Genomic DNA, 24,424 nt, shown 5'->3' with positions numbered 1-24,424 from the left:
TTGCATCCGTTCCCTCCGCAGGAAACGCTTGTTTCCAAAGCTCGGATACGCCTGTTCCCTCCACAGGAAACGGACGTTTCCTGCGTATGGGAACGACAGTTTCCTTATAAGGGAACGAGCGTTTCCCTATATGGGAACTGCTGTTTCCCTCAAGGGAACGCACGACATTCCCAACTTCAGGCTTCCGAGACAAACGGATACAGACAAAAAAAGGATGCGCATCCCCGCAATGAGGAGCGCATCCTTTTCTATGTTTATGCCGCGCAGAGGTTACTTGCAGCAACGAGGCTTCAGTTGCTTGAAGAAATCATTGCCCTTGTCGTCCACGAGGATGAAGGCGGGGAAGTCTTCCACCTCAATCTTCCAGATGGCTTCCATACCCAATTCGGGATATTCCACGCACTCGATGCTCTTGATGTTGTTCTGTGCCAGGATGGCTGCAGGACCACCGATGGAGCCGAGGTAGAAACCGCCGTGCTTCTTGCAGGCGTCTGTCACGGCCTGGCTACGGTTCCCCTTGGCCAGCATAATCATGCTGCCGCCGTGGCTTTGGAACAGGTCGACGTACGGGTCCATACGGCCGGCTGTCGTGGGGCCCATAGAGCCGCAGGCCATACCCTTCGGCGTCTTGGCCGGTCCGGCGTAGTAGATGGGATGATCCTTAATATACTGGGGCAGGTCTTCGCCACGGTCCAGACGCTCTTTCAGCTTGGCGTGTGCGATGTCGCGGCCTACGATGATAGTACCGTTCAGGCTCAGACGAGTAGCCACGGGATACTTGGTCAACTCCTTCAGGATGTCGGCCATCGGCTGGTTCAGGTCGATGCGTACGGCGTCGCCTTCGCCTGCCTGACGCAAAGCTTCGGGAATCAGTTCGCCCGGATGGCTATCCAGCTTCTCAATCCAGATACCGTCCTTGTTGATCTTGCAACGGATGTTGCGGTCGGCCGAGCACGATACGCCCAGACCTACGGGACACGATGCGCCGTGGCGCGGCAGACGGATGATGCGCACGTCGTGTGCATAGTACTTGCCGCCGAACTGTGCGCCGAGGCCGATGTTGTGAGCCTCTTCGAGCACCTTCTTCTCCAGCTCGATGTCGCGGAAGGCACGGCCGTATTCGTTACCCGTCGTGGGCAGGTTGTCATAGAAGCGGGTAGAAGCGAGCTTCACGGTCAGCAGGTTCTTCTCGGCCGACGTACCGCCGATGACGAAGGCAATGTGGTAGGGAGGACAAGCCGCCGTACCCAGCGTCTTCATCTTCTCTACGAGGAACGGAACCAGCGTCTCGGGGTTCAGGATGGCTTTCGTCTCCTGATAGAGGTAAGTCTTGTTGGCCGAACCGCCGCCCTTGGTCACGCAGAGGAACTCGTATTCCATGCCTTCGGTAGCCTCGATATCAATCTGTGCGGGCAGGTTGCACTTGGTGTTCACCTCCTCGTACATAGTGAGCGGAGCGTTCTGCGAGTAGCGCAGGTTCTCCTCGGTATAAGTCTTGTACACACCCAGCGACAGGGCCTCTTCGTCGCAATAGCCCGTCCATACCTGCTGGCCTTTCTCGCCGTGAATGATGGCCGTACCGGTATCTTGGCAGAAGGGAAGCAGTCCCTTGGCGGCCACTTCGGCATTGCGCAGGAAGGTCAGTGCCACGTACTTGTCGTTGTCGCTGGCTTCGGGGTCGCTCAGAATCTTGGCCACCTGCTCGTTGTGCGAGCGGCGCAGCATGAACGACACGTCGCGGAAGGCCGCGTTGGCCATGGCGGTCAATCCTTCCTTCTCAATCTTCAGGATGGGTTTTCCTTCAAACTCGCTTACAGACACGTAGTCCTTGGTAAGCAGATAATACTCAGTCGTATCCTTGCCCTTCTCGAACATGGGCTGATACTTGAACGGAGGTGTTGTTGCCATAATTACAATTTGTTTAAAAGGTTGTTCTATCTTGATTGATGCAAAGGTAAGAAGTATTATCGAAATATTTCTTTAATTGAAAGCCTTTTCTTCCATGGGGAGGGAGGTTTTTAGGAATAATTTTAGTTGCCCACCCTCTTCATCCGTTCTATCAGTTCCTCACCCAGCGCGCTCTTCACCTCGATGTGCTTCAACACGGCGGTGACAAACGGATTGCTCTCGAAGTCGCCGCGCACCTGCTCGAAATCCATTTCCTTCTCCAGTCGTGAGCCGTCGGCACCGAAACCCGTCATGGAAGCCAGAGAGAATTCCTTCTTGGCGTCTTCATAGACCATATGGTCAAGGCCGATAACTGCATCTTTCCACTTCTCCACAATACGGATGATATCGGCAGCAGTCACCTCTTCGGGCTTCACGCCATAATATTCTTCCAATTTCTCGTAAGCCCAAGTCCATTCATAAGTATAGTAATTGCGATGCATTCGTTCGAACTCCGCATTGATTTCTTTCAGTCTATTCACCGTTCCGTTTTCAATATTGGCTATCAACATATCCACCTCGCTCTTCGGTGCTATCAGACCCGAGATGTCCACCCATTCGCCACTGCCAATGGACGTATCGGGACGAAGACGGGCACGGATTTCGTCGTCGTTGCGGAAATCGATACCCTCGAGGCGCTTGATGACGGAGTTGCCCAAGAACTTGTGAATCGCGATTTCGTAGAACCTGATACCATTCACCAACGACGAATTGCGTATCTTGGCGCTGTGGAAAGAGTAGATGTCGGACAGCTCGCCGCTGGCCTGACGCAAGTTGAGCAGTGTCTCACGTCCCTTGAACATCTTCTGCACGGTATAAGGACTGAGCAGGTTGTAGTTGATGAAATCCAGCTTGTTGGGGTCCTTGCGCCCGTCGCGTTTGGGCCACTTCTGTGCATCGCGTATGGTTCCCACACTGCGCAGGTTGACACCCGGTACCAGATAGGTGGTGTTGTTCTGCTCTATCAGATAAGAGAACGGCAGGTTTGATGTATCGGAATGATTGACGTGACGCCCCATGACGAGCGAAAAGGCTCCCACACGGGCCGGCCAAAGGATGTAGGAATCGGATGTTGTTTTGGCACCACGTTCCAGTGTACCCTGATGGATAGGACCAAGCTTATACATGTGGTTGCTTTGGTTGGAACCCGAACCGGCGTTCATGAACGAGAACATCCCCGCAATGAGCAGCGTACTCTTGTGGTGCGTCACGGTGAAGGGACCGGCAAAGATGGCACAAGCCTCGCCATTCTCACCCTGGCAATTACTGAAGAACAGGGAATCCGAAGCCGAATAATTATGCCCCAGCTTGCAGGCCTGCCCCACGAAGCAGCGCGTCAGCATGGCACCATCGTCCACATGTGAACCGCTGGAAAGAATAAAATCATCGCAGATGACCCCGTCGCCCACTCGTACAGGTGCCGCCTCATTGCTGTTGATGCTACCGTTGGACAGACGGCAGGCACCCGAAATATAGGCATAGTCTCCAATACGGACGTTCTTCACCGATCCTGTATTCAGGATGGTTACATGACAACCGATGGTTCCTACTGACGAAGCATGTTTGCCGGCATAATAATCGGCAATCTCTTTCAGACGGGCAGTCAGTTCGGGCCGGTGGCGGTAGAGTGCCATGATGTAAGCCAAGTGAGCCGACAGCTTGTCATTGATAACCACCTCACGACCACCCGTCTCATTCAATACAGACACCTCCACTCCATTACCGAACTTCGATACCCCGTCCACCAACAGGATATCCACATTTTCGATAAACGTATCGTGCCCGATTTCGTAATTGGCAATATAATTTTGGATATTCTCGATACAGCAGTTATCTCCTACCGTCACGTTATGCAACGTCACGTGCCGCAGACCGGAATGCTTGCGTATACCTCCCGGCAGCGTAAACTCCGTCTGAAAAACGCCCAATTTAACTTCCCCTGAAAAACGTGCGTGGTGTACAAACTCCGTTGAAAAGTTTTCTGATACACGAATGTTCTCCCAGTCATCTGCCTGACAAGACTGGCTCTTTAACCGAAGAATCTCATCCCCGGTCAGGTTTCTGTAATCTTCCATACAAATTGTAGTTCCTTGTATAAACGCATGAAACGCAGGTGAACGAGCCGACAAACAGCCACATTCACCCACGTTTCATAGAGATTCTTATCTGCAAATCCTCCGAAGAGGTCTTATTATATACTATTTTTATAATTCCCCGTTCTCGTCGTAAGTTTGATAGAGAAAGTCATTATACGGGTATTTCTGCACATGCAACTCCTTCACACGCTGATAAACCATTGTTTTCATTTCCTCGATGTTAGTCTTCTCACGAGCAGAAATGAACATGCAGTTATCCTCCAGCTTTGCCATCCACGTCTTCATCAGTTCCTCCAACGACAAGTTTTCCTTGGTGCGCGGAGTCAGATCGTCTTCATCCTTCTTCACATACGTATAGGCATCTATTTTATTAAATACCAAAATCATAGGTTTACCTGCTGCTCCAATGTCGGCCAAAGTCTTGTTCACCACCTCAATCTGTTCCTCGAAGTCGGGATGCGAGATATCCACAATGTGCAACAACAGGTCGGCTTCACGCACCTCGTCCAGCGTCGACTTGAAGGAGTCCACCAGGTCGGTAGGCAATTTGCGGATGAACCCTACCGTATCGCTGAGCAGGAAGGGCAGGTTGTCGATAATCACCTTACGCACCGTTGTGTCGAGCGTGGCAAACAACTTGTTCTCAGCAAACACCTCGCTCTTGGCCAGCAGATTCATCAGCGTAGACTTACCCACGTTAGTATACCCTACCAAAGCCACACGGATCAGACGTCCGCGATTCTTACGTTGTGTAGCCTTCTGCTTGTCAATCTCGGCCAGACGTTCCTTCAGCAGCGACATACGGTTCAAGATGATACGGCGGTCCATTTCGAGCTGGGTTTCACCCGGACCACGAAGACCTACCGAACCCTTACCACCGCCAGCACCGGAACCACCACCCTGGCGTTCCAAGTGCGTCCAGAGTCGTTGCAGACGCGGTAACATATACTTGTATTGCGCCAGCTCTACCTGCGTCTTAGCATTAGCCGTCTGTGCACGCATGGCGAAGATGTCGAGAATGAGCGACGTACGATCCAGTATCTTCACTTTCAGTTCCGCTTCTATATTACGGATTTGCTTAGCCGAAAGCTCATCATCGAAGATAACCATACCGATTTCCCGTTCAGCCTCTTCTTCACCCTTGATATATTGCTTGATTTCATCCAGCTTACCCTTTCCGACATACGTCACCGAGTTAGCTTGATCCAATTTCTGTGTAAACCGTTTCACCACTTCCGCCCCGGCTGTCTCAGCCAGGAAAGCCAGTTCGTCCAGATACTCATTCGTCTTCCGCTCGTCCTGCGTCTTCGTAATGAGTCCCACCAGCACCGCAGTCTCTACCTGCGCTTCGGAAATTACAAATTCTTTCATTGCCATCTTTCTCTACCTATTATATATATTGAATAGCGGCGGCAAATATAAGAATTTATCGGGAGAAATCATCTGTTCGAAGTTGTTTCCCACACTTTGCATGCCTTGGCTGCCGCTAAGTACACCACGTGGGAGCGCATCCGATAATTAGGGAAAGACGCGTTAATATCACGTGCGTAGGCCTCTACCCGTTCCACGTCTTCGGCTTGGGGAGCATCAAGGCTTTCTACCATGCCGACATCTTTTGCTTTATAATATTTGAATTCCACCACTCGGCAGTCGTTATGAAAGTCCAATCCGGGTATACCCGTCATCACAAAGTCCGCCCGTCCCGAAGGCAGGTTCATTTCCAAAGCAAACGTGAAACACTGACTCAAGTAACGGCTCATCAGTTCGTAGAATGAACAGCGGATGAAGTTCTCATTTATCTTGTCGAACACTTGGGCGGGGAACAGGTTCAGATATTCCTTGAAATAGTTCTTCACCAAAGGCTCGAATTTCCGGTCCTGCGTGAAACGCTGGTAGGCGCGGGCGTAACGGCGAGCGTCGTCCATAACCTGATGCAGGTTGTTGTAATAATCCATATAAATGCTGCGCATGGTCAGGTTGAGCAATCGCATGGTATAGGCATCCGCAAGTGTCGTCATGCCCAGATAGTAGAGGCTGACGGGATAGAACCGCTTTTCAAAGAACTTGCAAGTCTTTTAGATTATCCGCAAGCACCAGTTTGGAGAAATCCAGCCGCAACACCTAGTAATAACCCCGTTCGCGCAGGATGGCGAAGTCGCTATCGCATACGGAATAGTGATGGCTGCTTGTTGCATAACTAACAGGTTTTACTTTTGTCTCTTCCCTTGGAAAGACAAAAATAGCGTTTTTTCTTTCATGGCAAAGAAAGAGCCTGCGTTTCCAACATCCATTTCCAAACAGGCCGCACGGATATCGTGTGTGTTTCTTGTAGTATTTCTTCCTCTTCGGCATAGGTCAGTATGAGCAGCTGCCGGCATCCGGTGTATTGGGCCGCTTCCATCAGCCCATCTATTTCCCGGCTTCGTGTCTGTCTGTCCTCCAAGCTGTAACACACTTGTATCAACTGAACGGTTTCATCTCCCCGCACTAAGACAAAGTCACATTCTTGCCGTTGTTTGAAGTAGTAAAGTTTATCCAAGAGGGAGAGCGAACGGCGCAGGTGCAGGAACACACAGTTCTCCAGCAATTTTCCCTTATCTTCACTAATGGGATTCAGCAGGACACGCCGCAATCCGTTGTCTATGCAATAATATTTCTTATCACCAGTATTTTCCTTGACCAAAGATTTCTCATACCTGCAAAGCGGGAAGAATAAATAAATTGATTCCGTTTGGGTTATGACTTCATAGAGTGTGTTTTTCCCGATACTGACACCTTGCGATTTCAGTTCATTGTAGATTCGGTTGACGGACGTGGGTTTTGTCAAGTTGGCCATCACCCGTTTGATGAAATAGCGGATTGGTTCTGGATTCCGTATCTCGTAGCGTTCTATCAAATCCTTGTAGAGCATGACAAAGAAGTATTCTTGCAGGATGCGCTCTTTATACAAAGAAGACGAAAGCGTGACTTCCGGGAAACCGCCGTTCACCAAATAGGATTGAAACGCATTGATGAGTGCCGCCTGGCCGGTGGAAGAATGCGGGTTGACATCGGTGCCGGTGAAACGACAATACTCCGTAAACGAGAGCGGAAACTCTTCGTACTGCAAAGTTCGTCCGCGGAGTGAAGTCGATAACTCGGATGAGAGCATCCGTGAGTTGCTGCCGGTCAAGAAAATATGTTTGCATTCCCGCTCGTAGACACGCCGGACAAATTGTTCCCAATCTTGCGCCATTTGTATTTCATCGAAAAACAGATAAGCGTCTCTGAGGGGTATATGCGGATAGAGTTCCCGATAGGCCTGGAGTATTTCATCCAAATTGTCAGCATTAAATTGCAGGCGTTCATCATCAAAATTCAAGAATAAGATGTGTTCACGGGAAATTCCTTCGGTCAACAAACGGTTAATGGACAGCAAGAGCAAGGTTGACTTGCCGCACCGTCTTACTCCGGGCACCGTGATAATTTTGTCACTGTCCGTAGGCAGACAAAGCTCACGCGAAAAGACCTTCGCAGGAAGCTCTTGTTGAAAGTCTACTATAAGCTGTTTTATCAATTCCTTCTTTACCATAAAGGGCATTTTAAAATAAGGTTTCTTTCTTGGAAAGACAAAAATAGCGTTTTTTTTCTTTATGGCAAAGAAAAAAACGCCGCAAGGAGGTGAATCCTTTGGAGGCGGGCTTTCTGTTGGTTTAGGTATGAGTATGACATGAATTCCATGAAGAACTTTTGTTTTATAATAAGATTATAATTTTTTTGTATAAAACTTCTAGTTGGACTTTACCTATTCCTCTTTGTTATTCCAATTACCGGCCAAGCAGAAAGAAGTACTTATGGCCATTTGCAAAGAAGGAAAGATTAAGGAATTATGAAGCGATTACAGACGGGATATTAACAAGCTGATGGAGAATGTCGTCTGCATGGATTTGATGCGTGCCGGTTATCAAGGCTCAGAAGGTTGCAGAAGTAGTTATATAAAAAGGGTACGCCGGATTTGACGCACCCTTCTGCGGTTACAATTATGTGTTTATTGGGCTGCGGGAACAGAAAAACTTGTTAGGGCAGTCGTAATGGTACCGGCAGCGCAAGTGTAATCTAAAACTACAGCTATCAAACCATTTTCCGGATTATATGTATTTCCATATATACCATTACCCAAGTTTGCTCCAGTATAGCTTGCATTCAAGCTAACATAGCACGGTGTCGGCGGATAACTATATCCCAATAAATTGCTAATGTCCGCCATGTAAATCAGTTGCTGACGTACACGTACGGTGCCATCTTCATTCACTTTCAGTACGATGTCACAACCCTCTTCTATCGGACTTGCCAATTTATACCATGTGGTGGCACTACTCGTTCCCAAGACTTCACACTCTGTTCTAACATTGCGCCCCCAAAGGTCGCTTTGGGTTCCAAAATACATAAAATTAGGTTGGGCTATTCCTAATGTTTTATCCCAATTAGCCTGCTTCAATACAGTACCCGTAGTCGTAGAAACCGTGTTCTCTGAATAAGGGTCATAAGCAGCTTCTTCCAATTCGATGCTGTACGTGTATTCCTCTTCCAGTTCCATACCTTCTGTAGTAAAAGTAACATCAACCAAAGTTTCATTTGCACCGGCGGCGAAAGTCACACTTTCAGGTATTTGGAAGATACTGCTGTTCAAGTGAGTCGGATTAAGCAATACTACACTCTCACCATTCGTTACCTCACGGGTCAGTGGTATGCTGAATTTATTCTCATCCGTTGAAGCAAAAATCAAGGCATTGCCATCTGTTCCAAAAGATGCCTTGATGCAGTCGGAGGCTACCAAATCAGCGGGCATATAATCAGCCTCCTCAGTACAAGCGGTGAGTCCCACCGCAAGTACTGTTGATAAAGCTATAAAGCTGTTTTTCATTATTCTTTTCATAAATCTTTTCTGTGTTAATTTGTTAAACCTGAACACTGATTAATACAAGCCGCTCGGATCGGGATTTTCCCAACCAAGCAAAGCTCGGTTACTTTCCTTTTCCAACTGTACAATACAGATGTTCATCCATGCCGGACGTCCGGTGGTTCTGAATTGTGCCTGCGAATAGAAATTGCTGCCTTGGTAAGTACGGTCAACAGACATGTTCAGACGCTTGTAGTCAAAGAAGCTTTGTCCTTCGCCCCACAGCTCTACACGCTTTTGGAACACGATTTCCTGAATGACATCCGTAGCCGTGCAGGTATATCGGTAGCCATCGGGAGCGTCGGAAGCGATGCGGTAGTTGTTCATAAAGTCCTCCAGCAGTCTCTTGCCCTCACCCGGTGTAACATGCTCGGCGGCTTCAGCCTCAATGAAGTACATTTCTTCTACACGCATGATGGGGTAAGCGATGGCAGCAGCCAGATTCACATCGTCAGGATTGCCTTCACCTGGACGGAATTTCAAAGACGCCAAAGGCAGCGAAGCGAATTTTGCCCTCATATCAACATAAGCGGAAGTGGTAAAATCAATCTTATCCCACAGCGGGCTACTTGCCGAAGCGGGTACCCACATACGTTTACGGAAATCATTGTCATTAATTTGGCCATACATGCGGGCGTCAATCATTAACGTCGGGCCACCGTTTTGTGCTGTATAACCAAAAGTGTTTTCATTACACATCCAAGATACCCAATTGACAATACCAGTCTGCACTGCTTCATTTTCTTTCACCAGTTCCGAGCCCCACATCCAGCAGTTGATGTCGTTGAAACCCTTGGTGGTGCTGAGGCACTCTTCTTCGGTCATGGGAGCCAGTCTGGAAGCATCGATAGCCATACGCGCATATCTCTGTGCATTACGGTAAGCTTCGACATCGGTGGTCTTGCCATCTTCCGCCATCCACATGTAGAGGCGGGCTTTCAAACCATAGACGGCATCAATGTGAGGCATAGTACGGTCACTGATAGTAAGATAAGAAATCAGCTCTTCCGCTTTGTCAAGGTCGGAAAGAATGAATGCGGCCATTTCGTCACGAGTTACGCGTGGATTGTTATAAGACTGTTCCTGCGTAGTTTCCTCGGTGACAATAGGCACCGTATAATTGGTCACGTCATTACCTTCTCTGGTAACAGGGTCAGTAACATCCGTAGGCAGATACTCGAACATACGTGCCATGTCCAAATAAATCAAGGCACGATAGGCGTGCGCTGCGCCAATATAGCCTTTCACTACATCGCTGGCAGTTTCTTCCGGATAGGCAGCCAGCAGCTTGTTGGCAGAAAGGATGGCTTTCCAATGTACGTACCAAAGGAATTGCGTACTCAAGTAGCCTTCGCCGATAGCCACGTTCTGCTCCCATGCGGAATAGTGGTCGTAACCCGAACTTACGATAGGCATATCGCCTGTCATCACGTCACGGACATGCATTACGGAGCCATAACCCCAGTCATAGTGAGCTCTTGCGCCAACGACCTGCTCGTTCAGAATACTGTGCATAGACCAAAGCATGGCGGTAGCTGCTTCCTCAGACGAAGTCACCTGCTCTTCGGTGGCACCGTTAGTAGGAAATGTTTCTTCAATACATCCAGTGGCGAAAACCATGGATGACGCAAGACAGATTCCTGCAAATAATTTTGATATTGTTATTTTCATAATGTATTCTTTCTTACTTAATTGTTTCTTTAACGAGTTTTAGAAAGTCAAAGTTACGCCACCTGAAAGTGTACGCATCGGTGCATAGTAAGAAGAAGTTACGCTACCGGTAATACTTTGACGGGGATCCAATCCTTGGCGTTTGGACCATACAAAGAGGTTCTCTCCGCTGAAATACAGACGGATTTTCTCTATACCTGCCTTACGCGACAAACTGGCGGGAAGCGTGTAACCAAAATTCACGTTCTGCAAGCTCAAGTAAGAGGCACTAGTCAAGAAACGGTCAGAAGTACTTGCCGTGTATTGGTCGTCAAACTGCAAGCGCGGAATGTTGGTATTCGTATTATTAGGAGTCCATGCATTCAGCAAATCCGCGTGGAAACCTGTACCTGTCCCTGTTCCGGTAGGTGCGCTCATCAGAGTTGCATAGTCGCTATCATATACCTGACCGCCAATCTGATAGTTAAAGTCTACACTCAGGTCGAAACCTTTGTAGGTCAAGCTGGTTCCGAAACCACCATAAACATCAGGCAGTGCCGTTCCACAGTCATAATAGGTGGCGCGCTCATAGTCCGTTGTAGCTACACGACCGGTTATATTTCCTTCGCTGTCCATCACATCCTGATAGTACATAGGTTGACCGTCTTCCGCCACACCAGCATACTGTTTCATACGGAATGTGTAGAGAGGCAACCCTTCACCATAAAAGTATTCACCACTGCTGTAACCGCGGTGTCCACCTAAGACTGAAGTCTTATTCTCTTCAGGCAGGAACGTAATTTTATTCTTGTAATGCGTCAAGTTCACACGGATATCCCAAGTCAAATCACTTGTTTTGATTGGTGTAGCGTTCAATTCTACTTCTACGCCTTGATTGCGCATGTCGCCGATGTTGTCATAGTAAGATGTATAACCGAAAGAAGTCGGCAACGGGAAGCTGAACAACATGTCCGTAGTTTTGCGGAAGAAATATTCCACGCTACCGTTCAAGCGAGCGTCAAAAAGTTCGAACTCCACACCGGCGTTAAAGTTACCGTTCGTCTCCCACGTAATGTCCTTGTTACCCATGGCAGCAGGTACAGCAGCAGGATGTCCGGCAGAATTAATGATATTATATGTATTCACATACAGGTAGTTCCCGATCTTGTCGTTACCCTGCGAACCATAAGAAGCTTTCAACTTCAACAGGTCAATCCATGCCACATCGAAGAAATCTTCCTTGGAGATAATCCAAGCGGCACCTGCCGACCAGAAGTTACCCCAACGGTTGTCCGGATGGAAGCGGCTGGAAGCGTCACGACGGTAAGAACCGGAAACAAAATATTTCTCCGCAAAGTCATACTGTGCACGACCGAAGTAACCTTCCGTATTGTAATCCGTAGTGTATGAATCACTGCCATTCTCCGTGATGGCACCCGCCAGTTCGTGGTTAGCCGGGTCGAACATATTGGTCTTGCCGGCATACAGATAATAGTCTTTATAGCGATAAGACTCGTGACCCAACATCACATCCACGTTGTGCGGACCGAAACTGCGTTTCCAGTTCAGCAATTGCTGGTGATTGTACGACAAATTGCGGGTATGATATTTGTACAGCATACCGTTTTGACTGGCGTATTGTCCGTAATAGGGATTGGTAAATGCAGTCTGACGCGATTCAGTCATGTTTACGCTGCTTGTCCAAGTAAACTTGAAATCTTTCAAGAAACGGATTTCCGCAAAACCATTAGCATTAATGGCATTGCCTTCCGCATTGTTTTCATCCAACATATTGGCGGAGTAGGCATTAGAACCCGGCAAGAAAGGACGTACCATGCCGGCGTTAGTACCGTCACCATAGTCATATCTGTTATAACCGTTCTGATCCACCATGATACTGCCCGAACCGTCACGCATGTACATCGGATAGATGGGGGCAATCTGGCTGGCGATGGCAAACACGTTACCGGAAGAAACGGAAGAACCGTCCTCGCCCAATGAGTTGGCATTGAAATAGGTATAAGCCATGTTGGCGCCCACCTTCAACCAGTCTTTCACCTGATAATCGGCTTTCAGACGACCGGTCAGACGCTCGTAGTCCGAATTCACCGTGATACCTTCGTTGTTCAGGTAGCTGACGGAAGCATAAAATGACGACTTGTCTGTACCTGCGGTGACATTGAGATTGTATTCTTGGCGCAAACCATGGTTATATACCTCGTCCATCCAGTTATCCGGCAGGATCATGTATTCTTGACCTCCATAGGTTACCACATTACCCAATGTAGCATAGGGGTTCAGCTTGCCGTTGGCGCCAATCAGCATTTGGCCTTCAGGAACATTGTAAGCGTTATATCCCAAAGAGAAAGCATTCTGACTGTTTGGGTCTGCCATGTTCTGGTTGGCGAGGATGTGAGCTTGATAAGGAGTATATCCTTCAGCATTCACAAAGTAGTTCTTCAGTGCACCATAATACATTTCATAATACTGTGCAGGGCTCTTCACTACATTGTAGTCTCTCGAACCGCGTGAGTTGCTACCCCATTTAGCATCCAAGGTTACGCGCGCCTGGCCGGAAGTACCCTTCTTCGTAGTGATGATAATCACACCGTTGGCACCGCGAGCACCATACAAGGCATTGGAAGCAGCGTCCTTCAAGACGGTCATTGATTCAATATCCTGTGAGGAAATATTGTTCATATCACCGTCGTAGGGCACACCATCCAAAATAATCAACGGTTCGTTACCCGCATTAATAGAACTAATACCACGTACGCGGATAGAGGGTTTTGTTGTACCCGGCTGACCAGAAGATGTGTTCAGCTGCACACCTGCAACTTTACCAGTCAATGCATTGGCAACATTAGAGCTTTGAATCTTACCAATCTCCTCCGAACCTACTACCGTAGCAGAACCTGTAAAAGCAGATTTTTTAGCTGTACCATAAGCCACGACCATCACTTCATCCAACAGCTCAGTATTTGATTTCAAAAAGACTTTCACACTGGGTTTTACAGGCACTTTAACTGTCTCCATACCAATGTAGGAAATTACCAAAGTCTTCGCGGAACTTGGTACGTTCGCTATTTGGAACTTACCGTCCACATCAGTAATTGCACCGAGCTGAGTATTTTCAACTCGTACTGACGCTCCAATAACTGGCTGCCCGTCTTCTTCAGAAATCACAACACCCGTGACGGTCTGAGTTTGGGCAGTTACCAAGCCTATCCCCACAAAAAGGCAGGCCAATAACAGCATTAATTTTCTTTTCATAAATTCTCTCTTAAAGTTTAACTTTACATTAATTGTTTCTTTACTCTAACGAAGTGCAAATTTATTAAGAATTATGAAATGTGCAACTGTTTTAATAAGAAAAGCTTCAAAATCTGTCAAAATGCTATTTATTACTGTGAATATATGTTTAGTAGCATAATTTTCAGGCATCGGACGTTCTATTTTTAGTCGATTTCCTTTCAATATGAAGTTCGATTTAAAAGCAAATATCTAAATAAACAGCGCTGTTTTATGTAAAATAGTTAAAAACGAGGGGCGATTTTATTGCAAAAAACAATATTGAAGAACATATTTCCTATAAATAGAAAGCAAAAATGGCAGGTTAGGCGACAAGTTAATTTCTGTCTGAAGGAATAAAACAGGCTCAAATTATACTTATTTCCTACCTTTATTACCGGCCACAATGACAATCAACTGATAAAAGATAGAAAATGGATAAAATAGTTTACAACTTAGTCTACAACAGAAAAGGAAGCCTCAATAAGAAAGGAACTGCATTAGTTCAAATAGAGGCTTATCAAGGCAAAAGAAAGAAATATTTCTCTACCAAAGTCTACTTAAAACCCGAACAATGGGACAATAAAAAACTGATCGTGAAAAATCATCCTAACAGTGAAGCGCTCAACTGGTGGTTGCATGAGTGTGTTGCCCATATCGAAAAGGTGGAGTTGGAACTTTGGCAACAAGGAAGACAGATTTCGTTGGAACTAATTAAAGGGGTACTGCGGAAAAAGGAAGACCTCCAGTCATTCATCGCTTTTTATCGGGACGAGGTTCAAAGATCCGCTCTGAAAGAAAGCTCTAGGAAGAATCATCTTACAACACTAAAACTGTTGGCTGCTTTCAGACCTGATATCCACTTCTCGGAACTGACCTTTGAATTCTTATGCTCATTTGAGCATTTCTTACGCCAGAAAGGTTATCATGTCAACACGATAGCAAAACACATGAAACACTTGAAACGCTACATCAATACCGCCATCAACAAAGATTATATAGACGAACGGCTCTACGCGTTTAGAAAGTACAAGATAAAAACAGTAGAGCATAAACATACCCACCTGACACCCGAAGAGCTGGATCGGTTGGAACAACTAAGAAAGGTGAAAGGCTTGCAACGCTATCGAAAGACATTGGACGCATTTCTGTTTTGCTGCTATGCCGGACTGCGCTATTCCGACTTCATCCGCCTGAGGCCCGACAATTTGGTTCGTGTACGTGACGAAATCTGGTTGGCATACAAATCCGAGAAAACGGGTGTAGAGGTGCATTTGCCTCTGTATTTGCTGTTCGAGGGCAAGGCACTGACCATTCTAAAGGAGCATCAGGATGATTTGGCCAACTTCTTCCAGCTAAAAGACAATTCGAACGTCAACAAGATCCTAAGGAATATAGCCAGACAGGCAGGCCTTACAAAGAATATTTCATTCCACACAGCCCGACACACCAACGCTACCTTATTAATATATAGTGGTGTCAACATCACAACCGTACAAAAGCTACTGGGGCACAAGAGTGTAAAAACAACGCAAATCTATGCCAGCATCATGGATCAAACCATCATTCATGATTTAGAACAACATCGAGAACAACCCGTTTCGGCAAGCGGAAAACGAAAGAGGCACTTTAGAGAGCCAAAGTAGATGTTTAGAAAGCTAAAGTCGGTGTTTACGATAGCCAAACAGAGCTTTGAAACGGATAATGTAAAGCTATGTTTTCCTTCAAAGAAAGCATTGTTTTCCTTTTAAGAAAACAATGTTTCACGCCTTCACATTCATCCGTATACGTATTGATTTTCAGTTGTATAGATTGAAATCAACGAGAAAGACGATCTTTCACCTAAAAAAGAAGTTTCAACGTAATCCGCTTATAGACAATTGGATACGTTGAAACTTCACATAAATACATTCTATAAACCCTATTTTATCGGATAACTACCGGCACAAAAGGCTGTTGTTTCACGTCGTCGAGTGGAACAGCCCGATAGTTCACACGTGTGAAATCAATTTCAGAAAGATCAATCCGACGAATGGCACTGTTGTACATCGTGCGATAATAGATAACTCGGTTTGTGATGTCTGTAACCGTAGTCCATTGTGTGGCACTGGGAATGTCGACAGGTATTTTGCCATCGGCAAACTCCACGCCAATGGGGATATCGAAATTATTCAGTATCTGGAACCCCTGACGTACAGCGTCTTCCGCTTTGGCCTGCAATGGCGCTGTTGTCTGATAGAAAGCGGCACGAACGAAACGAGACGGGGGTGTGACATCGCCTGGAATCCCTAAGGAGCCACTTCCGGCACCGAAAGAAGCAATCTGCACATCACCCATTTTTCGGGCTTCAGCCGTACCTGCGTAAAGGTTGACATAGTTGTTCAGGTTCGTCATCTGCCATTCAAAGCCGGGTGAATTGGTCAGTACTCCCAGTCGGTTCTCGTAGAAACAAGGTTTTCCACCTACGATTTCCAGCACAATCTGCTGACCCGATTTATCAGCAAACCTCCAATGTACGGTAGAAGCCCGCGGATCTATTGCAATAATATGCACTTTGCTTACAGCTTCCTTCACCTGCTCTATCGTAGCACAACTACCCAGAATCCACGAGATGAGCTGCAAATCGGTAACACTCTGTTCCTTCACTTCTTCATTATAAGCTTCATACTGCCCGTAACCAGGGAAATAGAAGAGTCCAGCAGACAATCCGACCTCATTCAGCCCTTCGACTACAAATTCTTTTTGCTCTACGGAAAGGCCTACATAACCATATTGGGCCACCATTTTCATTCCATTCAGTGTGTATCCAGGCACGTATGAATGTTGTACGTATCCCCGCGGAACCACCACATATTGGCTGTTCAGTTCACTTCCACCCCATTCGATGGTGCGAGCTACTATGCGCGCACTGTCCTTAGCGGTTAGCGTGATGCCTGTGCAAGCATCGGCCTTTTGCTGTGTCAGTAGTACCATGGCTACAGCCATGCATGTAATAAAAATCTTTTTCATTGTCATCAGGTTTTGTACAAGTAACAAATTTAAAACGAATATGTTTACGTTGTATCACTATAAGCAAGAAATCTGCCTAAAAACAGGTTCCATCTGTTAAAGATCTCCCGCCATACTATAAAATACGGTAGCAAACAAGTACCTCATTTTTCCTTTAATCATCTTCAGATACCCGTCTGAAGTAGGAACACATCTGCTACGCCATCCAAGTAGTGCATAGCTACCACATTCAGAAGTCAGGAGAGGCTAGTTGGAGTTCCGCGAAGACTTTGGTAATTTCCTACATTGGTATGGAAGAACAAAAAGTTACAATCCGGCCCAATCTGAAGGTTATGATGAAGCCGAATACAGAACTTTTGGATGAAGTTGTAATCACCGGTTATGGTTCTGGCAAAAAACTCGGAAGCGTCGTTGGTTCTGTAACGGCAGTAGGAAATGAAAAACTGGCCAATGCTCCTGTAGCCAACGTAGGTGATGCTCTTCAAGGTCAGGTAGCAGGTTTGCAGGTCTTCACGCCTTCCGGTGAGCCCAGCCAAACCGTCAGCATGCGTCTGCGTGGTGTCAGCTCCATCGAAGGTAGCTCCGCACCTTTGTTTATATTGGACGGTTCTCCTATCTCAGCCAGTACATTCACCTCATTGAACCCGAACGACATCGAGAATATGACCGTACTGAAAGATGCTTCATCTACAGCAATCTATGGTTCGCGTGCTGCCAACGGTGTTGTTATCTTGACCTCCAAGAAAGGTAAAAGAGGGGAAAAAGCCAAAATCAATATCAGTGCCCAGTACGGTCTGTCCAAAATGACAGGTGATAACGTAACAATGATGAATGCCGAACAGTGGCTGAATTTCCAGGAAATTCTGGATCCGTCACTGGCAAACAATGCCCAGTTCCAGGCAGAAAAGAACTTCTATATTAATAATGGTATTTCTACCGACTGGTCTGATGTATTCTTTGGAGGAACTGCTCCGATGCAAGAATACAACTTGAGTGTAACAGGCGGTACGGAAACTATTAACTACTTCTTCTCTTTCGGACATTACGACATGGAAGGTATTATGGACGATTCAGACTTGCGTCGTGAAACACTCCGTTCAAACATCGAAGCTAACATCAACAAGTGGATGAAAGCAGGTGTCAACCTCAACTTGTCTTTCCAGAAATACAATACTGCCGCATTTGGAAATACTGCCAATAGTTTTTACAACAAAGCTTTTGCAGCCCGTGTATATCGTCCTGACCAGAGCTATTATGAGATTCTGACCGACGAGGAAGGAAACTTCACAGGATTCGGTGAACGCCTGGATTTCTTCGACAGAGTACAAGGCGGTGTATACAATCCTTATTACTTGTCTGAATTACAACCTTCAAACCGTGATTTGATTCGTATCAACGGTAATACTTACCTTAACATCAACCCAATTAAAGGTTTGAATATCCGTGCAGCCCAAGCTGTGGAAGCTTTTGATTACCGAAATTCTCAGGTCGCTTATCCGGAAGGACCTTTCATTGGAGCAGGAACTGCATCAGAAAGTTTCCAACGTTACTACTCGTTCACCTACACGAATACTGCTGAGTACAAATTCAACATTGACAGTCACAACGTAACCTTACTGGGTGGTCAGGAATCCATCATCTCAAAAGACCAGTCATTTGGTGTTAGAGTCAATGGCTTGACAGACACTCGTCTTATGTTGCTGAGTGCAGGTGCTACTACAGAAAAGCCCTCACACTCCAAATCAGAAACTGTATTCAACTCCTATTTTGCAACATTGAGCTACAATTACGACGAAAAATACTTCTTCGATGCATCTTATCGTCGTGACGGATCTTCACTCTTCGGTCTTAATAACCAATGGGGTAACTTCTGGTCTGTAGGCGCTATGTGGGACTTGAAGAAAGAAAACTTCCTGAGCGATGTAGAATGGATTAACGACTTACAACTCAAAGCCAGCTACGGTACAGTAGGTAACTCTTCAGCTCTTTCTGCATACATGGCTTATGGTCTTATCAGCTCCGGTTCCATGTACGGTGGAGAAACTGGTACAGCAATTGGTAATCCTGCCAATCCAGACCTGACATGGGAAGTTGTAAAAACTGCCAACGTAGCTTTGAATACCCGTTTGTTCGACCGAGTTAATTTGGATGTAGAATTCTACAACCGTCTGACAGAAGACATGTTGATGCAGATTCCTTTCTCCTACACAACTGGTTTCTCTGCAGGTTGGGGTAATGTAGCCAGCATGCGCAACCGTGGTGTGGATATTACAGCAAATGTAGACATTCTTAAAGACGTAGCAGGTGTTAACTGGAGTATTTCAGCAAACGTAAACTACAACAAAAATGAAATAACCAAACTGTTCAATGGTCTGGACGAATATGTATTGGCAAATACAGGTCTGAAACTTCAGGTTGGCAAGCCTTATGGTGAATACTTCTATAACCGTTGGGCAGGTGTCGATCCTCGTGATGGTTATAACATGTGGTATGACAAGAATGGCAACTTGACCAAGACTTTCTCTGAAGACGATGCTGTATTTACAGGCAAACAACGTTATGCTCCTTGGTCTGGTGGTTTCGGAACAAACCTCAAATGGAAGGGAATTACGGTTTCTGCAGATTTTGCATACATGCTGGGACAATATATGGTGAACAATGAGCGCTGGTTTACTGAGAATCCTCAATTTGCCAACTCTATGAATCAGACTGCTGACATGTTCACTATGTGGCAGAAACCGGGTGATATTACCAACATCTCAACTCCCGACTCTCCGATGCAATTTGACACCCACTTGTTGGAAAATGCATCGTTCATGCGTCTGAAAAACCTGACAGTCAGCTATGATCTGCCGAAGAACTGGATGCGTCGTACAGGTTTCATGGAAAGCGCTCGTGTATTCTTCGTAGGCCGTAATCTGTGGACTGTTACCAAGTATAGAGGTTATGACCCGGAAATTGACAGTAACATGCAGCTGGGTAACTATCCGAATACCAAGCAGTTTACGTTTGGACTTGAACTCACTTTCTAAACATGAACCACTAACGAATTTATGAAAATGAAAAAAAGAAATATTATTTTATCCGTCTTGTTTGCAGCAGTAGGATTGACTTCCTGTGACATGGAGAAATATCCCTACAATGCTGTAGAAGAAAGTCAGTACATGACTACAACCAATGACTTCAAAAGTGCCCGTATCGGCTTATATTCTCCATATAGGACTCTGACTTCGGGTGGACACGTTCTGACACCGGAATTCCAATGCGCAGACTTTCATGCTACCGCCAGCTACAGTAACACGTATGGAAATCAATACAGATGGGATTTCCAGTCTTCTGATGGTAACATCGAAGCCATTTGGGGTAACTTCTACACTTTGATTGCACGTAGCAATTATTATATTGATTCTTATCAGAAATTGGTAAACGGTGAAATACCCGGTATTAGTGAAGCAGACCGTGCTTTAATTGACTGTTGGGCAGGAGAAGCTTATTTCTCACGTGCATTTGCCTATTACAATCTGGCAACGTTCTTCTGCGAGGCATACGATCCCAGCACTGCCGCTGAGGTTTATGGACTTCCCTTACAGCTGACATACGTTTCCAATGCTACCGACAACAGTAAATATCCGGGCCGTTCATCTTTGCAAGCTACATTTGAGCAGATCAACAAAGATTTGACAGAGGCTGAAAGATTGGTAAATGAAAACAAAACTGTTAATTCCGATACTCAGGCCAAATACAACTACATCAGCCAGGATTTGGTAACAGCTCTGCGCGCACGCGTTGCATTATGGACAAAAGACTATGATACAGCAATAAGCGCATCTACAGGACTGATAAGTAGCAACAAGTACCCTCTTATCAATGACGGTGAAGCATTCCGTGCTATGTGGGTAACAGACTATGGTACAGAAGTTATCTGGCAGATATATACTGCCGCTCCAGATGAACTCTGCTCTACAAACGGTACAATGTTCTGGGGACAATACAAAAATGGAGATCCACAAGTAATGGACTTTATTCCTTCTCAAAGCTTGATTGACCTCTATACGGACGGAGACAAAGATATTCGTTTCACATCTTTCTTTGCTCCCTATCATTTAGCTCTGTCAAACGGCTCGGAAGCAGACGTATATGTTTTCGACAAATACCCCGGCAACCCCGATATATATTCACAAACAATTGTGGATAATCACTATATCAACAAGCCGAAACCATTCCGTATTGCCGAGCAATATCTGATTGCAGCGGAAGCATACGCCGCAAAGAATGATGTAACGAATGCCAGCAAATACTTGAACGATTTGTGTCGTACACGTATTGCAGAATATACTGACAAGAGCTATACAAATGCCACGATATTGACAGCCATTCAGAACGAACGCCACAAAGAATTGGTGGGTGAAGGTTTCCAGTTAATCGACCTGAAGCGTTGGAATCTTGGCATCGATCGTGCTAATGCATACCAAGAATCAACCATGGTTCTTCAGCCGGGTGGAGTGAACACCACTGCATTGTCCAAACAAGCTGGTGATAATCGTTTCGTATGGCCTATCCCCAAAGCAGAGTATGATGCAAATCCTCAGCTGAAAGGCCAACAGAATCCTGGTTATTAATTGATATACTTAATTAAAAAGAACAGAACATATGAAATATCTCAAATTATTAGCTTTATGCTTACTTCCGATATCATTTGCCGCTTGTAGCGATGATGAGGAAATGAATAGCGGAAACGCTACCGTAGGCTTTGCATCTCCTGAAATGTCTGTTGCAGAAAACACCTCGATGATTAATGTTCCTATTGTTGTTGAGGGAGAACATACAGGACTGATAAAAGTAAATGTAGAACTGATTGATGCCAAAGGAACGTCAGTAACTAAAGACGAAAGTGTTATTCTCACAGGAAGTAACATTGTGATGCCAATCGATGTACAAACTGTTTATGCTGAAGTTAGAACGTTAGTGAACACAACCACGGACGACTTTGATCGTTCATTTACATTACAAATTACTTCTGCTGAAGGAGCATCAATTTCGACGGCTAGCTGTAAAGTGAACATTGAAGAATTAATAGATCCATATGAAAAATTATTAGGGAACTATACATTCAATGCTATTGACTTGACAGACGGTAGTTCTGTAACATTTAACGTTGAATTAACTCAAGGAGCACCGCAAAGAAGTTATACTGTAGAAGGATTTGATGGTTACTTACTTGGAGTTGGCGTAACAGAAAGAGAATTTTGGACATTGGAATACAATGCAGAAACAGAATCACTTACTGCTGTAAAAGGGGACTATTATGCAAAGAATGTCAATTTTGGATTCCTTGCAAATTGTTGTGTTACACCCATGAAATTTAATGAAGCAGGCGATAATGTTGAACCTACGACAGCATGGGATGCAACATGGGATGAAGGTTACACAACTATAACATTCGATGAGGATGCCATTTTAGGAATTGGTTTGTATAGTAGTACTGGACAATATGCTGGCTGGGCAGGAGCTTACGGCAATATTACATTAACCAAGAAATAGACAAATCATCTATAAAATAAGAAAGGCTGCATCTTTGTCGTAAATGTCAGATTACATTTATAGACAAATGATGCAGCCTTATTTATTAATTAAATTACTTATGAAATCCATGAAAAATAAGATACTATTTTTCCTATTATTATTGGGGAGCGTTTTCCTGACGGCATGCTCAGATGAAGACAATCCTACACAATCTGAGATTAAAATAATCACTACAGAAGAACAATTAATATTAGACTCCAAGACCAATGCAAGAATTACCATTGACTTTACCAGTACACATGATTGGAAAGCGTCTACAGATGCTTCTTGGGCTGTAATAACTCCCACATCTGGCAAAGCAGGTACAGCCAGTATTGGAATTTTAGCTAAGGAAGAAAACAGAACGGGAGAAGTACGCACAGGACTTTTGACTTTATCGTGCGGAGAAGCAACTGCTCAAGTTACTTTTACACAAGCGGCAATGGATGTTCTAAATATAGAACAGACCGTCTATGATCTTTCTGCTGACGAACAGGAAATCAGCATAAAATTCGCTACCAATATACAGAATGGAAAAATCACTTTAAAGGCTGAAGACAATTACTCGTGGATTACTCCCAAAGAAAACACCCTGACCCGCGCAATACAGGAAGGAGAAATCACCCTAAAAATACAAGCCAACGAAAGGCGTGTGGCCAGAAATGCCAAACTCAAGATACAGGTCGTAAACATAAACGATGAGAATCAGATATTAATGGAATCAGCCACCATCAATATCAACCAAAAAGAAGCGCCTGTCGGTACTTCATCCGACTTGACCACACAAGATAAAAAAGTAATTTTAATACAAGAACATACCGAAGGAAACGGAATTCCTCTCATATTTTTAGGAGATGGTTTTCTTGATACAGATATCAGCAATGGTTACTATCGGCAAGCCATGGAAAAAGGTATAGAGAATTTCTTTACTGAAGAGCCTATTAAATCTCTTCGCAGTTATTTTGATATATGGATGGTGACAGCCGTTTCTTTAAACAATGCTTTTGGAAATCAATTCAATACAAAGTTCAGTTGCCGGTTGGAAGGGGGCGGAAGTACACTGATAGAAGGGAACCATTCCAAAGTACAAGAATATGCCATGGAAGTACCTACTCTCAAAGAAAATCCCGAACTGTTCAATGAAGCGACCTGTATCGTCATCCTAAATACAGAAGAGTATGCCGGAACTTGCTATTTTGGCTTTAACGATGGAGTAAAAACCATCAATCTGGCCATTGGTTATTGCCCTATGATTTACGGAATGGAAGATGATATGTTCCGCCGAGTGCTTTGCCATGAATGTATCGGACACGGTTTCAGCAAACTGATGGATGAATATTCGTATCAAGAAATGGGAAGAATACCAACCTCTGAAATAACAGATACACAAAAGATGCAGGAAATGGGATGGGCAGCCAATGTAGATTTCACCAATGATAGAAATGCTGTACTCTGGAGTAAATTTCTGAAAGATTCACGTTACCAAGGAAAGGATAACTACGGTGAAACTTTAGGTATCTACGAAGGGGCTTGTACATACTGGAGCGGTGCTTACCGACCGACAACCGAAAGCATGATGCGAAGCAATATGCATGGCTTCAATGCTCCTTCACGTGAGGCAATCTACAAGCGTGTGATGAGCACAGCATATGGAAAAGAATGGGAATACAATTATGAAGAATTTGTAGCATTCGACCAGGCCCATCTCCCAATGCCAACAGAAGCAACCACGCGTGCTACTTACAAAGAAGCAACTCGTCCATTCAGTTTACCAGTATTTACCAATATGACTATACGTTTCGCCTACTGATAATTATAAAACATAAAAGAGACAAACTTAAAACAAAGAATATCAACATCTAATTAATCAAAAAAAAAAAATAAAAAGAATATAATAAAAAAATATATATATATTAATAAAATTAATTTA

At 45.2% G+C, this 24,424-nt stretch carries 12 protein-coding genes and 2 pseudogenes; 5 read left to right on the top strand and 9 right to left on the bottom strand.

Annotated elements, in window-relative coordinates:
* Positions 1-270 precede the first annotated feature (270 nt).
* From HF894_RS10095 to HF894_RS10060, 8 genes and pseudogenes are all read right to left on the bottom strand, one after another.
* Positions 271-1,908, bottom strand: coding sequence for a fumarate hydratase (locus HF894_RS10095; protein ID WP_021847472.1), 1,638 nt, complete (start codon positions 1,906-1,908; stop codon positions 271-273).
* Positions 1,909-2,030: 122 nt separating this feature from the next.
* Positions 2,031-4,022 (bottom strand): DUF4954 family protein, encoded by a 1,992-nt coding sequence (locus HF894_RS10090; protein ID WP_204972125.1) that lies wholly within the window; start codon positions 4,020-4,022, stop codon positions 2,031-2,033.
* A 129-nt stretch (positions 4,023-4,151) separates the two neighbouring features.
* Positions 4,152-5,414, bottom strand: coding sequence for a GTPase HflX (hflX, locus tag HF894_RS10085; protein WP_204972123.1), 1,263 nt, complete (start codon positions 5,412-5,414; stop codon positions 4,152-4,154).
* 68 nt (positions 5,415-5,482) lie between these two features.
* A pseudogene (locus HF894_RS10080) lies at positions 5,483-6,109 on the bottom strand (PD-(D/E)XK nuclease domain-containing protein); the annotation flags it as partial.
* Between the two features lie 188 nt (positions 6,110-6,297).
* Complete coding sequence (locus tag HF894_RS10075; RefSeq protein WP_204972119.1) at positions 6,298-7,614, bottom strand: ATP-binding protein; 1,317 nt, start codon at positions 7,612-7,614, stop codon at positions 6,298-6,300.
* A 456-nt stretch (positions 7,615-8,070) separates the two neighbouring features.
* A complete protein-coding gene (locus HF894_RS10070; protein ID WP_204972117.1) occupies positions 8,071-8,958 on the bottom strand; it encodes a hypothetical protein in 888 nt (295 codons plus the stop codon).
* Positions 8,959-8,997: 39 nt separating this feature from the next.
* Positions 8,998-10,653, bottom strand: a complete 1,656-nt coding sequence (locus HF894_RS10065; RefSeq protein WP_204972114.1) for a RagB/SusD family nutrient uptake outer membrane protein — start codon at positions 10,651-10,653, stop codon at positions 8,998-9,000.
* A gap of 39 nt (positions 10,654-10,692) precedes the next feature.
* Positions 10,693-13,905, bottom strand: a complete 3,213-nt coding sequence (locus tag HF894_RS10060) for a SusC/RagA family TonB-linked outer membrane protein (RefSeq protein ID WP_204972112.1) — start codon at positions 13,903-13,905, stop codon at positions 10,693-10,695.
* 452 nt (positions 13,906-14,357) lie between these two features.
* Between HF894_RS10060 and HF894_RS10055 the strand changes: the two genes are divergently transcribed.
* A complete protein-coding gene (locus HF894_RS10055) occupies positions 14,358-15,569 on the top strand; it encodes a site-specific integrase (protein WP_204972110.1) in 1,212 nt (403 codons plus the stop codon).
* 280 nt (positions 15,570-15,849) lie between these two features.
* Here the strand turns inward: HF894_RS10055 and HF894_RS10050 are convergent, their stop codons facing one another.
* Positions 15,850-16,932, bottom strand: a complete 1,083-nt coding sequence (locus tag HF894_RS10050) for a linear amide C-N hydrolase (RefSeq protein ID WP_204972108.1) — start codon at positions 16,930-16,932, stop codon at positions 15,850-15,852.
* A 254-nt stretch (positions 16,933-17,186) separates the two neighbouring features.
* Between HF894_RS10050 and HF894_RS10045 the strand changes: the two are divergent.
* The 4 genes and pseudogenes from HF894_RS10045 to HF894_RS10030 form a co-directional block, all read left to right on the top strand.
* A pseudogene (locus HF894_RS10045) lies at positions 17,187-19,964 on the top strand (SusC/RagA family TonB-linked outer membrane protein); the annotation flags it as partial.
* 27 nt (positions 19,965-19,991) lie between these two features.
* Positions 19,992-21,551, top strand: coding sequence for a RagB/SusD family nutrient uptake outer membrane protein (locus HF894_RS10040; protein WP_204972104.1), 1,560 nt, complete (start codon positions 19,992-19,994; stop codon positions 21,549-21,551).
* A 31-nt stretch (positions 21,552-21,582) separates the two neighbouring features.
* A complete protein-coding gene (locus tag HF894_RS10035; protein WP_204972102.1) occupies positions 21,583-22,473 on the top strand; it encodes a hypothetical protein in 891 nt (296 codons plus the stop codon).
* A gap of 100 nt (positions 22,474-22,573) precedes the next feature.
* Complete coding sequence (locus HF894_RS10030) at positions 22,574-24,304, top strand: M64 family metallopeptidase (protein ID WP_204972100.1); 1,731 nt, start codon at positions 22,574-22,576, stop codon at positions 24,302-24,304.
* The last annotated feature ends 120 nt before the right edge of the window (positions 24,305-24,424 follow it).

The sequence above is a fragment of the Caecibacteroides pullorum genome (assembly GCF_019239235.1).
GTDB lineage: Bacteria > Bacteroidota > Bacteroidia > Bacteroidales > Bacteroidaceae > Bacteroides > Bacteroides pullorum.
This window is presented reverse-complemented; position numbering and strand designations above follow the sequence as displayed.

Bases quoted from the DNA above. Each gene is read 5' to 3' on its own strand.
- HF894_RS10095 (WP_021847472.1), bottom strand. From the start codon at position 1,908: ATGGCAACAACACCTCCGTTCAAGTATCAGCCCATGTTCGAGAAGGGC.
- HF894_RS10035 (WP_204972102.1), top strand. From the start codon at position 21,583: ATGAAATATCTCAAATTATTAGCTTTATGCTTACTTCCGATATCATTT.
- HF894_RS10055 (WP_204972110.1), top strand. From the start codon at position 14,358: ATGGATAAAATAGTTTACAACTTAGTCTACAACAGAAAAGGAAGCCTC.
- HF894_RS10065 (WP_204972114.1), bottom strand. From the start codon at position 10,653: ATGAAAATAACAATATCAAAATTATTTGCAGGAATCTGTCTTGCGTCA.
- HF894_RS10060 (WP_204972112.1), bottom strand. From the start codon at position 13,905: ATGAAAAGAAAATTAATGCTGTTATTGGCCTGCCTTTTTGTGGGGATA.
- HF894_RS10030 (WP_204972100.1), top strand. From the start codon at position 22,574: ATGAAATCCATGAAAAATAAGATACTATTTTTCCTATTATTATTGGGG.
- hflX (WP_204972123.1), bottom strand. From the start codon at position 5,414: ATGAAAGAATTTGTAATTTCCGAAGCGCAGGTAGAGACTGCGGTGCTG.
- HF894_RS10070 (WP_204972117.1), bottom strand. From the start codon at position 8,958: ATGAAAAGAATAATGAAAAACAGCTTTATAGCTTTATCAACAGTACTT.
- HF894_RS10090 (WP_204972125.1), bottom strand. From the start codon at position 4,022: ATGGAAGATTACAGAAACCTGACCGGGGATGAGATTCTTCGGTTAAAG.
- HF894_RS10075 (WP_204972119.1), bottom strand. From the start codon at position 7,614: ATGGTAAAGAAGGAATTGATAAAACAGCTTATAGTAGACTTTCAACAA.
- HF894_RS10040 (WP_204972104.1), top strand. From the start codon at position 19,992: ATGAAAAAAAGAAATATTATTTTATCCGTCTTGTTTGCAGCAGTAGGA.
- HF894_RS10050 (WP_204972108.1), bottom strand. From the start codon at position 16,932: ATGAAAAAGATTTTTATTACATGCATGGCTGTAGCCATGGTACTACTG.